The 11,815-nt window shown below is 72.9% G+C and carries 13 protein-coding genes; 5 read left to right on the plus strand and 8 right to left on the minus strand.

Annotated elements, in window-relative coordinates:
* The first annotated feature begins 101 nt into the window (after positions 1 to 101).
* Positions 102 to 1,025, plus strand: a complete 924-nt coding sequence (locus tag ACFVNO_RS01680; RefSeq protein ID WP_355256061.1) for a TatD family hydrolase — start codon at positions 102 to 104, stop codon at positions 1,023 to 1,025.
* A gap of 54 nt (positions 1,026 to 1,079) precedes the next feature.
* Here ACFVNO_RS01680 and rsgA read toward each other — a convergent pair whose 3' ends face one another.
* The 4 genes from rsgA to ACFVNO_RS01700 form a co-directional block, all read right to left on the minus strand.
* Positions 1,080 to 2,192: a ribosome small subunit-dependent GTPase A gene (rsgA, locus tag ACFVNO_RS01685; RefSeq protein WP_355256064.1), complete on the minus strand. Its 1,113-nt coding sequence runs from the start codon at positions 2,190 to 2,192 to the stop codon at positions 1,080 to 1,082.
* A 216-nt stretch (positions 2,193 to 2,408) separates the two neighbouring features.
* Positions 2,409 to 3,302 (minus strand): MHYT domain-containing protein, encoded by an 894-nt coding sequence (locus ACFVNO_RS01690; protein WP_355256067.1) that lies wholly within the window; start codon positions 3,300 to 3,302, stop codon positions 2,409 to 2,411.
* 166 nt (positions 3,303 to 3,468) lie between these two features.
* On the minus strand, positions 3,469 to 4,296 hold the full coding sequence (locus ACFVNO_RS01695; RefSeq protein ID WP_355256070.1) for an MHYT domain-containing protein: 828 nt from the start codon (positions 4,294 to 4,296) through the stop codon (positions 3,469 to 3,471).
* A 186-nt stretch (positions 4,297 to 4,482) separates the two neighbouring features.
* On the minus strand, positions 4,483 to 5,031 hold the full coding sequence (locus ACFVNO_RS01700; protein ID WP_220565521.1) for a TetR/AcrR family transcriptional regulator: 549 nt from the start codon (positions 5,029 to 5,031) through the stop codon (positions 4,483 to 4,485).
* Positions 5,032 to 5,468: 437 nt separating this feature from the next.
* On the opposite strand from ACFVNO_RS01700, the gene ACFVNO_RS01705 reads away from it, so the two are divergent.
* From ACFVNO_RS01705 to ACFVNO_RS01720, 4 genes are all read left to right on the plus strand, one after another.
* Positions 5,469 to 6,164 (plus strand): carbonic anhydrase, encoded by a 696-nt coding sequence (locus tag ACFVNO_RS01705; protein ID WP_355256073.1) that lies wholly within the window; start codon positions 5,469 to 5,471, stop codon positions 6,162 to 6,164.
* Between the two features lie 321 nt (positions 6,165 to 6,485).
* Positions 6,486 to 6,965 carry a hypothetical protein gene (locus tag ACFVNO_RS01710; RefSeq protein WP_355256076.1) on the plus strand — a complete coding sequence of 160 codons (480 nt, stop codon included), beginning with the start codon at positions 6,486 to 6,488 and terminating at the stop codon, positions 6,963 to 6,965.
* Between the two features lie 107 nt (positions 6,966 to 7,072).
* A complete protein-coding gene (locus tag ACFVNO_RS01715; RefSeq protein WP_355256079.1) occupies positions 7,073 to 7,444 on the plus strand; it encodes a hypothetical protein in 372 nt (123 codons plus the stop codon).
* A 119-nt stretch (positions 7,445 to 7,563) separates the two neighbouring features.
* A complete protein-coding gene (locus tag ACFVNO_RS01720) occupies positions 7,564 to 7,800 on the plus strand; it encodes a hypothetical protein (protein ID WP_220564819.1) in 237 nt (78 codons plus the stop codon).
* Between the two features lie 30 nt (positions 7,801 to 7,830).
* Here the strand turns inward: ACFVNO_RS01720 and ACFVNO_RS01725 are convergent, their stop codons facing one another.
* From ACFVNO_RS01725 to ACFVNO_RS01740, 4 genes are all read right to left on the minus strand, one after another.
* A complete protein-coding gene (locus ACFVNO_RS01725; RefSeq protein WP_355256082.1) occupies positions 7,831 to 8,835 on the minus strand; it encodes a sugar phosphate isomerase/epimerase in 1,005 nt (334 codons plus the stop codon).
* Positions 8,836 to 8,890: 55 nt separating this feature from the next.
* Entirely contained in the window at positions 8,891 to 9,577 is a 687-nt protein-coding gene (locus ACFVNO_RS01730) for a hypothetical protein (RefSeq protein WP_378888419.1), read from the minus strand.
* A 162-nt stretch (positions 9,578 to 9,739) separates the two neighbouring features.
* Complete coding sequence (locus ACFVNO_RS01735; RefSeq protein ID WP_355256088.1) at positions 9,740 to 10,597, minus strand: sugar phosphate isomerase/epimerase; 858 nt, start codon at positions 10,595 to 10,597, stop codon at positions 9,740 to 9,742.
* Positions 10,598 to 10,609: 12 nt separating this feature from the next.
* Entirely contained in the window at positions 10,610 to 11,815 is a 1,206-nt protein-coding gene (locus ACFVNO_RS01740) for a substrate-binding domain-containing protein (RefSeq protein ID WP_355256091.1), read from the minus strand.

Here is an 11,815-nt window from a genome sequence, read left to right on the forward strand (position 1 = left end):
CCCGGGCCCGGGCCGGGGCCCCGCCGAACCTCACACGCACCCGCCCCCCCCCCCGCCCCCCGGGCACCCCCGGCGCCGCGGCTCGTCGCGGAGGGAAGAACATGGGCAAGCGGTCGGGGAAGGCCGTCGAGGCGCGCAACGCGCAGACGCCGCCTCCGGCGCCGGATCCGCTGCGGGTCCCGGTGGCCGACAGCCACACCCACATGGACATGCAGACCCCGGAGGTCGCCGAGATCATCGCCGCCGCCGAGGCGGTCGGGGTGACCCCGCTGCTCCAGGTGGGCGTCGACCTGCCGTCGTCGCGCTGGGCGGTGGACGTCGCGGCCGCCAACCCCGGGAAGGTGTGGGCGGCGGTCGCCCTGCACCCCAACGAGGCGCCGCGCGTCGTGCACGGGGACGGCGCGGACGGTGTGGAGGTGGACGACACCGACTGGGCGGGCAAGACCCGCGAGCCCGGTGGTTTCGAGGCCCTCCGCAAGCAGCTGGCCGAGATCGACGCCCTGGCCGCGCGGCCGCAGGTGGTGGCGGTCGGCGAGACCGGCATGGACACCTTCCGCACCGGCCCCGAGGGGGCGCGCGCCCAGGAGGAGTCGTTCCGCGGGCACATCGCCGTCGCCAAGCGGCACGGCAAGGCCCTGATGATCCACGACCGGGAGGCGCACGAGGACGTGTTCCGCGTGCTGGAGGAGGAGGGCGCCCCGCACACGGTGGTGTTCCACTGCTTCTCCGGCGACGCGGCCATGGCCCGCCGCTGCGCGGACCTGGGCTACTTCATGAGCTTCGCGGGCAACGTGACGTTCGCCAGCGCGGAGCCGCTGCGCGAAGCCGCGCAGGCGGCCCCGGCGGAGCTGATGCTGGTGGAGACGGACGCGCCGTTCCTGACCCCCAAGCCGTACCGGGGCCGTCCCAACGCGCCCTACCTCATCCCGCACACGCTGCGGACGCTCGCGCAGGTCAAGGGCCTGGACGAGGACGAGCTCGCCGCGACCATCGCGGGCAACGCCAAGCGGGCGTTCGGGTTCTGAGCCCCCGGGCCGCGCGTGCGGGCTCCTCCCCCCGAGGGGAGGCGCCCGCCGCCGTCAGCGCCCGCCCCGCTTGAGGCGGCCGCGCTCGCGGCCCTCCTTGGCGCGGGCCTTCCACACGCGCGTCTGCTCGGAGCGCAGCCGCGCGTCGCCCCGGGCCCGGTTGCGCTCCGACTCGCGGCGCAGCCGGTTCCACCGCTCCAGGCGGCTCAGGTCCAGCTCGCCCTCGTCGATGGCGGCGCGGACCGCGCACCCGGGCTCGGTCTCGTGGACGCAGTCCCGGAACCGGCACTGCTCGGCCAGCTCGGTGACGTCGGCGAAGGTCCGGTCCACGCCCTCGGCCTCGCCGGGGACGTCGATGCGGCGCACCCCGGGGATGTCCAGGACGACCGCCCCCCGGGGCAGGACCAGCAGCTGCCGGTGGGTGGTGGTGTGCCGCCCCCGCTTGTCGCCGCGGATCGCGCCGGTGTCCATGAGCTCCTGTCCGGCGACGGCGTTGACCAGGCTGGACTTGCCCGCGCCCGAGGTGCCCAGCAGCACCCAGGTGGAGCCGGGGGCCATCCGCTCGGCGAGGGCGTCCAGGCCCTGGCCGGTGTGCGCGCTGACCACGTGGACCTCGATCCCGGGGGAGACCGAACGCACGAGTTCGACGACCTCGGGCAGCCGGTCCCCGGCCAGCTCGGCCTTGGTGACGGCGACGACCGGCTCGGCGCCGCCGGCCCAGACCAGGCTGAGGAACCGCTCCAGGCGGCCCACGTTGGGCCCCTGGTCGGCCGCCTCGCAGATGAGGACGCGGTCCACGTTGGCGGCGAGGACCTGGTCGTAGGAGTCCTTGGCGATGCCCTGGCGGACGAGTGTGCCGGAGCGCTCCAGCACGGCCTCCACCAGCCAGGCGTCACCCGAGCGGCGCAGGGCGACCCAGTCGCCGGTGCACGGGGCCAGGGTGGGGTCGGTCCGCGTGTCCTTGAGGACGGCGGGGGAGTGGTCGGCGGGGACCTCGCCCCCCGGGACGCGGACCACGGAGCCGCCGCGGCGGGCGGCGCTCACGCGCCCGGGCACCAGGAGGTGCTCCGAGCCGTGGGAGGCGGAGTCGAAGGCGGCCGCGACGCGCGGGTTCCAGCCCAGCGCCGTCAGCGGATGCGGAGGTGTGTCGGTGACACGGGTGTTCACGGTACGGCTCTTTCTTTCGGGAAGAAGGCGAGCCGGGCACCCGGGAGTGGTCGGGTGCGCTCAGGGCTCGCGGAACGTCGGGAGGTGGGGCTCACAGGCAAGGACGGTCACAGGCATGGCGCGTCCTCCTCTCCGGGTCGTTCCGCGGCGGGCGCACGCGGACCCGACGAAACTACACTCGGCGGGCCCGCGGGGGCCAATGGTTTTCCGGCGGGGTCAGCGGCGGCGCGTCCACACGTCGTCGGCCGCACGGCGCGGCTCGCCCACCGCCTGCGCGACGGGGCGGGCCGAGGCGTGGCGCGGGCTGTACCCGGCGTCGCCGGGGCGGACCACGTCGTCCGGGGGCGCGGCGGCGGCGTGCACGGGGCGGCGGCTGTAGTCGGTGCGCTCCTCCTCGACCCCCAGGAGGAGGAAGAGGCTGCAGACGAGCAGGAACACGAAGAGCACCACGATCATCGGCAGCAGCAGGTCGGGCACGGTGGAGCCCTCGGGGGCGCCGTAGCGGGTGAACTCGGGCGCCTCGTGGTGCACACCCGCCATCCCGGTGTAGTGCATCGAGGTGACGGCCGCGCCCATCAGCACGGAGGCGCCGGCGTTGGCGCCCAGCCCCTTGACCCGGGTGGCGAACCACAGGGCGACGGTGGCCGCGACGACGGCGATGGCACAGGACGCGGCCACGTACACGGGGTCCAGGTGCAGGTCGCCGTGGACGTTCATCGAGGCGACGCCGGTGTAGTGCATGGCGATCACGCCGATCCCCAGCAGCAGGCCGCTGAGCAGCAGCCAGGGGGTGCTCCGCCTGCGCAGGCTCAGGGCGAGCGCGCCGCCCATGACCACGATGGCGATGGCGCCGCTGAGGAGGGTGAGCAGCGTGTCGTAGCGGATGGCGGTACCCGAGAGGCGGAAGCCCATCATCGCGATGAAGTGCATGGACCACACGGCCATGCCGCCCAGGGCCAGGGCGGCCAGGAACGTCCAGTGCCACCGGGCGAGCCCGGCGGCGCGGCGGGCCCGGTAGGCGAAGGAGAGCCCGAGGAAGGAGCCGATCACCGAGACGGTGAACGCGATGGCGGGGGTCAGCCAGTCCTGGCCGAAGACATCGTCGAACACGGAACTCCACTTTCCATGACCTAAGTCACATTGGGCGTGAGCTACGGATCATAAAGATGGAATTCATGAAAAGCCAGGGGATGTGCGGAATACACATCACCCGATGCGGAGTGTCACCGGTGCGAGTGTGTTTTCCCGCGCACTGTTCCCGATGTCCGAATGCGGGTTATCGGGTGCGGTCCCGGTTCGGGTCGAAAACGTGACGGGGGGAGTACTCTCCGCTCGCGTCCTTCCGCTCCTGCGGGGCCGGGGCGGGCGCGGGGCGCCGGGGCGCGTCCTCCACGCCCAGCATGAGGAAGAGGCTGCACACCAGCAGGAGGACGAACAGGCCTACCACGAGCGGCAGCAGCAGGTCCGAGGAGGTGGCCCCGGCCGGGGTGGACAGGTGGTCCCCGGTGTGCACGGTGGCGCTCATCCCGAACATGCCGGTGTAGTGCATGCAGGAGACGGCGACGCCCATGAGCAGCGAGGCCACGGTGATGGCGGGCAGGCCGTCCACGCGCCGGGCGAACCACAGGGCGGCGGTCGCGGCGGCCAGGGCGATCGCCGCGGCGGCGGCGACGAACACCGGGTCGTGGTGCAGGTCGCCGTTCATGTTCATCGAGGCCATGCCGATGTAGTGCATGGCGACGATCCCGGAGCCGGCGATGGCGCCGCTGAGCAGCAGCCAGCCGGTGGTCCCGCGGCGGATGGTCAGGTACAGCGCCACGCCCATGACCAGGATGGCGATGGCGCCGCTGGCCAGGGTCAGGACGGTGTCGTAGCGGATGGCGGTGCCCGTGACCCGGAAGCCCATCATCGCGATGAAGTGCATGGACCACACGGCGGTGCCGCCCAGGCAGACCGCGCTCATGGCCAGCCACTGCAGGCGGGCGAAGCGGCGGGTGGCGGCGCGCGACCGCGCGGCCGCCATCAGGCCGATGAAGGAGCCGATGACCGACACCGCGTAGGCGATCCCCGGAGTCCACGGTCCGTAGGTGAAGTGCTCGACCACGCTGTTCCGTCCCGACTGTGCGATTTTCCCGGCTGGAAAAGCATAGAAAACGGATATGCAGCAAGAAAGCTGGAAGTATTACGCTTCTCTGCTTTCGGGACTTTGGTCGCATGGGGAACCGCGAGCCCGAAGGGGGTGTGACCGGCGGTGACCGTGACCTCCGTGACCGGTATCACCGGCCCCGGGTCAGGAGGCGTGCGGCGGGCGGCGCAGCCCCTGGAAGGCGATGGTGGCGAGGGTGTCGGCCACCTCCTCCGCCGACAGCCCTCGGTCGGGCTTGTACCACTCCACGATCGAGTTGACCATGCCGAACAGCAGCCGTGCGGCCACCGCCGGGTCCACGTCGTCGCGGATGTCCCCGGCGACGATGCCCTCACGGACCAGGTCGGCGACCAGGTGGTCGAACTCGCGCCGCCGCTCCAGGGCGTGCTTCTCCACCTCGGTGTTGCCGCGCACCCTCAGGAGCAGCGTGACGTGCGGGAGCAGCTCCACCAGCACGCGGACGCTGCCGCGCAGGACGTGGTCGAGCCGGTCCACGGCCGGGCCGGTGACCGAGGCCTCCTCGCGGGTGACCGCGAACAGGGCGTCCATGGCCAGGTCCAGCGACCGGCGCAGCAGCTCGGTCTTGCTGGAGACGTGGTGGTAGATCGCGGACTTGGTGACGCCCAGGGCGCGCGCCAGGTCCTCCATGCTGGTCCCGTCGTAGCCGCGCTCGTTGAAGACGCGGGCCGCCACGTGCAGGACGGAGTCGGCGTCGTGTCCGGGGCGTCCGGAGCGGCGCCTCCCGGAGCGCGGGGGCGCGGACTCGCCAGGGCTGGTTCGGGGCACGGTTGTCGAATCTACCTCGTGTCGCCGGCCGGTCGCGTGCCGGTCGTCCGGTCATGGACCGCGTGTCGTGGCCGTCACACGAGGGGGTCGGTTACTGAACGATCGGTCGGTGGGAGTCTACGGCGGATCGGGGCGCATCGGTAGAGGTGAGGGGATCGCGGCGGTCGGCGGCCGGGCCCCCTTCGCCGGAACGGGCGGGGCGGTGCCCGTGGGGAGCGGGTGCGGGGGCGGCGTCAAGAATCCGTTAAGTGTCTTGTGTCCCTTTTGGTAGAAGCGTAGTTTTTGTTCGCTTTCTTTGACCGGAGGCGTGATCCGCCTCGAAGCGAAGAAGAACGAGACTCCCCATGGCCATTTCACGTCGTCACGCCCTGCGCGCCTCCCTGGTCGGCGGTGCGGGAGCCGCCCTGGCCGCCGCGGTTCCCTCGTCCGCGTTGGCCGACTCCGGAGCCCCTTTCGAGGGAGGGGCCGCCGACGCCCTGCGTCTGCTCAAGGAGGGCAACCGGCGCTGGCGCCGGTTCGCCTCCGTCCACCCCCACGAGGGGCGCCGCCGCCGGATCGAGGTCGCCCAGGGGCAGAGCCCCTTCGCCCTCATCCTCGGCTGCGCCGACTCGCGGGTCGCACCGGAACTGGTCTTCGACCGGGGCCTGGGCGACCTGTTCACCGTCCGCTCCGCCGGCGAGGTCCTGGACTCCTCGGTGCTCGGCAGCATCGTCTACGCCGTCGAACACCTGGCGGTCCCGCTCATCGTCGTCCAGGGCCACTCCTCCTGCGGCGCGGTGGGCGCCGCGGTGGAGGCCCACCGCACCGGAGAGCTCCCGCACGGCCACGTCGGCTACCTCGTGGAGCAGATCCTGGAGGTCGTCGACTCCACCCCCGACGACGGGGGCGACTTCGTCGACGCCTGCGTGCGCGCCAACGCCCGGCACGTCGCCGGCCTGCTGCGCGCGGACCCGGAGCTGGCGCCGTTCGTCGAGTCCGGGAGGCTGGACATCGTCGCGGCCCGCTACGACCTGGAGGGCTACGGCGTCGACTGGCTCTGACCCGGCCCGTCGGCCCGGACGCCGGGTCCTAGGGCCCGAAGAACCCATAAGGCGGTAAAGGCGATCGCCCGTGATATCACGGGCGATCGCCGTTTTATTCGTGCCGTTCCTGTGTGAAATCGGGCATTCGTTCCCGGGTTCGCGCCGAGTGCCCGGCCTTCTTATCAGGCACTATTCAACGGATTTCTCAAAAGCCAGCGGAATCGGCCGCATCACCCTATTGTCGTCCTTGTCCGTACAAGGGCGGCCCGCTGCCCCGTCCGCCGCGGACCGCCCGACCCGTCTCCACGGAGGACCGATGTGCGTGCGATCGACCGACAGATGAGGGACCTGCTCCGGACGCCCGGGGTGCGCAGTGTCCACCTCGTCGACTGGCGGAGCGGGCGGACCCTCGTCCACGTCGGAGACGAGGACCGCCCCGAGGACGTGGTGGAGATCCTGCGGGCCGTGCACGCGGGACCGCTGTGCGCGGGCCAGGACATGGAGGACGTCGTCGTCTCCGACGCCCGCCACCACGTCCTGGCCGCCGTCCTGGCGGAGTCCGCGGACCTGTGCCTGCGGGTGCGGGTACGGGTGTCCCCGGACGGGGGGAGCCTCGGCTCCGCCCTGCGGGACCTGCGCCGCCTCGCCCGCACCGCCCGGCCGCCCGCGCCCCGCCGGGACCGGCCCCCGCTGCCGGACCCGGGCGGCCTCCCCCGGCCCCGGCAGGCCGTCCCCGTGGACCGCGGGGTCCTGGAGCGCGTCCTCGCCGCGCTGCGCACCCTGTCGGCGGACGGACCCGACCGGGCGGTGACCGCGTGACCGGTGGGGCCTCCCCGCGCCGCGCGGTCCACGGGCTGCGCCGCTGGATCGCCGACCGGGGACGGCAGCGCCGAACCGACCGAACCGACCACAGGAAAGAGAAGGACATGCCGAACATCGAATCCGGCCTCAAAGAGATGATGGAGATCGACGGGGCGGTGGGCGCCGCCGTCGTCGACTACGGCAGCGGGATGGCGCTGGGCACCCTCGCCTCCACCAACACGCTCGACCTCACCGTCGCCGCGGCGGGCAACACCGAAGTGGTCCGGGCCAAGATGCGGACCATGGACCAGCTCGGCCTCAACGACGCCATCGAGGACATCCTCATCACCCTGTCCGGGCAGTACCACGTCATCCGCCCGCTCGCCGGCCGCAAGGGACAGGGGCTGTTCCTCTACCTGGCGCTGGACCGGGCCCGGGGCAACCTCGCCCTGGCCCGGCACCGCCTCAAGAACATCGAGGAGACCCTGGAGGTCTGACGCCGGGCCGGGGCGGCCGTGCCCTCCGGTCCCGCGCGCCGCTCCGGCCCGGGCGATGGGGGACAATCGGGGAAGACCCCGCTCTCCCACAGCCGCCCCCTGCCCGAGGAGAACCGGCCATGTTCCGGATCGCCATCAGCCGCCTCGACGGCGCGCGCATCGTCCTGGAGCACCGGGAGACGGTGCTCTCCGTCGACGAGGCCGTCCGCGCCGTCCTGGCCCGCCTGCCCGCCGCCGACCCGGCGGCGTTCAGCGGCCGCGCGGTGCAGGACTCGGTCAACCGGGTCAACGACTTCCGGCGCGACGTCGTGGCCGACGGCCGCGGATACCGGGTGGTCATCGCCCCGATGATGTGATCCGCGGCCGCCGGCCCGGGGAGCAGGGGCTCAGTCGGAGCCGAACGCCGAGTCGAACGACGCCTGCGGAGGGTCGTAGGCGTGGGAGCGGACGAACTCCACCGCCTCGGCCGCGCCGACCAGCCGGTCCATCCCCGCGTCCTCCCACTCCACCGAGATCGGCCCGGTGTAGCCGATGGAGTTCAGGACGCGGAAGCAGTCCTCCCAGGGCACGTCGCCGTGGCCGGTGGACACGAAGTCCCAGCCGCGCCGCGGGTCGCCCCACGGCAGGTGCGAGCCCAGCCGCCCGTTGCGGCCGTTGCCGGTCCGCCTGCGGGTGTCCTTGCAGTCCACGTGGTAGATCCGGTCCCGGAAGTCCCACAGGAACCCCGCCGGGTCGATGTCCTGCCACACCATGTGGCTGGGGTCCCAGTTCAGGCCGAACGCCTCCCGGTTCCCCACCGCCTCCAGCGCCGCCCGCGTCGACCAGTAGTCGTAGGCGATCTCGGAGGGGTGCACCTCGTGCGCGAACCGCACCCCCACCTCGTCGAACACGTCCAGGATCGGGTTCCACCGGTCGGCGAAGTCCCGGTACCCGGCCTCGATGACGTCCTCGCCCACCGGCGGGAACATCGCCACGTACTTCCAGATCGCCGACCCGGTGAAGCCCACCACCGTGGACACCCCCAGCCGGGCCGCGGCCCGCGCGGTCGTCTTCATCTCCTCGGCGGCGCGCCGCCGCACGCCCTCGGGGTCGCCGTCGCCCCACACCCGGGACGGCAGGATGTCCTTGTGCCGCTGGTCGATGGGGTCGTCGCAGACCGCCTGGCCGAGCAGGTGGTTGGAGATCGCCCACAGCCCCAGGCCGTGCCGCTCGAGGGTGTCGAGGCGGTCGCGCACGTAGTCGTCGTCGGCGGCGGCGCGGGTGACGTCGAGGTGGTCGCCCCAACAGGCCAGTTCCAGCCCGTCGTAGCCCCAGGAGGACGCCAGGGAGCAGATCTCCTCGAAGGGCAGGTCGGCCCACTGCCCGGTGAAGAGGGTGACCGGTCGTGTCATGGTCGGGCCTTTCGTCGGTGGGCCCCGGCTCGGGGCCGGGGCCGGTGTTCGTTCGTCAGTGGTGGTTCTCTTGCTCGACCCGGGTCCCGGCGGTGCCGTCGGGCTCCAGCGCCCCCAGGTCGGGGGAGGCGGGCAGGTGGACGTGGACGTGGCCCAGCCCGGCGGCGACCGCGGCCTCGTCCAGGTGCGAGGCCGCGGCCGACCAGCCGACGACGGCCTCGTTGCGCACGTCCATCGCCACGTGCAGCAGGTCCATGCGCAGGTCCTCGTCCTCCACCAGCGCGGCCTTGGAGTAGGTGTCGGCGGCCACGACCAGCAGCGACGCCGACGAGATCAGGCCGGTGCGGACCGGGTCCGCGCCTTCCCGCACGGCCAGGCCGGTGGCGGCCTCGTGGGCGGCGGTCCGCCAGCCGTGCACGGTCGCGGCGTCCACCACGTCCAGCGGCGGGTGGGAGCCGTCGGTGGGCAGCCACTCCTCCATCTCCTCGACGACCGGGGACAGGGTCTCCCCGGCGGCGGTCGCGTCCTCGGCGAGCGCGGCCACGGCGTCGGCGCCGGCGCCGCCGGGCTCCTCGCGCCCGCCGGACAGGACGAGCGCGGCGATCAGCGCCATCACGACGGCCATCGCGCCGATGGTGAGCCACCAGGTCAGCGGAGTGGTGCGGGAGGGTTCGGGCAGGTCCTCCGGGGGCTGCGGTCCGGAGTCCTCCAGGGTCGGGGGGTTGGGGTGGTCGGCGGGCATGGTGACGTCTCCTAGCGGATGGGAGTCACCCTGCTCCCGGCGGCGCTCTCCGGCCAGCGCGGCACCGAGCGGGGTGGTGGTGTGCCGTGCCGGACGCGTCGCCCGCCCGCCCGCTGTGCGTGCACGGCCGGGTGCGGACCGCGCCCCGGGTCCCACCACTCCTCACCTTCCACTCGGGAGGGACCTCAGGAACGCCAGCCCGTCGACGGCGATCGCGTCCTGTGTCGCCGCCAGCGGCCGCCAGATGGAGGCCGCGGTGGCGATGGTGGCATTCTCCGCGGTGAAGGATTCGATGACCAGGGGGCCTGTGTACCTGATCGTGTCCAGTGAGGCGGCGATCCCGGGCCAGTCCAGGTGGTCGGCCCCGGGGGCGCCCCGGTCGTTCGCGCATACCTGCACGTGGGCGACCCGGTCGCCGGCCCGCAGGATCGCCGCCGGGACGTCCCGCTCCTCGATGTTCATGTGGTACACGTCCAGGGCCAGGCCGCAGTGCTCCGACGGCAGGTCCGCGAGCAGCTCCAGGCCCTGGTCGACGGTGTTGAGGACGCTCGTCTCGTAGCGGTTGAGGGGCTCCACCGCCAGCCGGACGCCCGCCTGCGCGGCGTGTTCCACGACCGGGGCCAGGGCCTCGGTCAGCTCGGCCGCGAGGGACGCCCGCTCCGCGGTGGACATCCGCCAGGTGCGGCCCACCGACGCGTAGGCGGGGCCGGCGGCGACGGGCGACCCGACCGCCGCCGCCGCGTCCACGACCCGGCGCAGGTAGTCCTGTGTCGCCCGCCGGGTGCCCGGGTCGGTCGCGACCAGCTCCCGACCCGGGCCCATGACCAGTACGACGCGGGGCTCCAGACCCAGCCCGCTCACCAGGTCCCGCGCGCGGCCGGGGTCCCAGTCGCCGACGTCCTCCACGGGCAGCTCGATCACGTCGAACCCCCAGGCCGCCACCCGTGGGGCGATCACTTCCAGATCGGCCCCGGTCAGCGGTGACGTCCACACCCAGGTGTTGACCCCCAGCGCGCGCATCCGCCCCTCCTCCTACCGGTCGGTCCAGGCCTCGGGGAACCCGGGCAGGTCCTCCCCGCCGAACTTGGCGTAGTGCAGCGACGGCATGTCGGCGTTGCGGTCCAGGTAGTCCTGGAGCTCGCCCTGGCGGATGGGCTCCTGCGGCAGGATCCACTCGGAGGGCACCTCCTCGCCGCCCAGGATCATGGCGGCGGCCAGCACCGGGGTGCGCCACTGGAAGTTGGAGTACACCGGCGCGATCGCGGTCAGCCCCTCCTCGTCCCACTTGCGCATGAAGCTCAGCTCGTCCTCACCGGAGATCACCGGGTACGGCCGGCCGGCGTCCTCGAACGCCTCCAGGGCGGCCACGGCGCCGTCGCCGGCGTCCATCCAGATGCCGTCGACCTCGCCGCGCTGCAGGTGCTGGGAGACCAGGTCCTTGATCTTGGCGCCGTCGCCCTCGGTGAACTCGAAGCCGAGCACCTCCAGCTCGCTCTCGCCGAAGATCTGCTGGGCGGCCGCCCAGCGGTGCTCCAGCACGTCCACACCCGGCAGGATGCGCAGTGCCAGCACCCGGGAGCCCGGCTCCAGGTTCTCCACCAGGAACTCGGCGGCGTCGGCGCCGTAGGCGTAGCCGCCGATCGGGTGGATGAACGTCACCATGCAGTCGGTGTTGACGCCGCGGTCGAACACGATGACCGGGACGCCGCTCTCGCACGCGGTCTCCACCGCCGGGGTCAGCGTGGCCGTGGTGGACGGCGAGATGATGATGGCGTCGCAGTCGCCCGAGTCCACGAAGGCCTGGATGTCGGAGATCTGCTGGTTGTCGTCGTCGGCGGCGTCCGACACCCGGAACTCGCCGATCCGGCCCTCCTCCTGGAGCGCCTCCACCTGCTGCTCCATGGTGATGAAGCCGGTGACGCGCCAGGGGTTGGAGACCGAGGCGTTGGAGAAGCAGACGGTGGCGTCCTCGGGGGAGTCGTGGACGAACTCCGAGGTGTCCGTCCACTCCGGCTCGATCGCCTGGAGCCAGGGCTCGTCGGGCGAGCCCTCCGGCGTGATCTCCCGCTGGGCGAGCTGGGCCTCGTACTCGGCCTCGTCGAACCACTCCGCGTCCGGCGTCATCCCGGCGCCGCCCTCACCTCCCGGCGCGGCCTCGTCGGGCGCGTCGGTGGTACACGCCGAGAGCATCAGTGTCAGGCCGGCGGTGCCGGCGAGCAGCATGCGTGAGATGCGCAT

Source organism: Nocardiopsis sp. NPDC057823 (assembly GCF_042797335.1).
Classification (GTDB): domain Bacteria; phylum Actinomycetota; class Actinomycetes; order Streptosporangiales; family Streptosporangiaceae; genus Nocardiopsis; species Nocardiopsis changdeensis.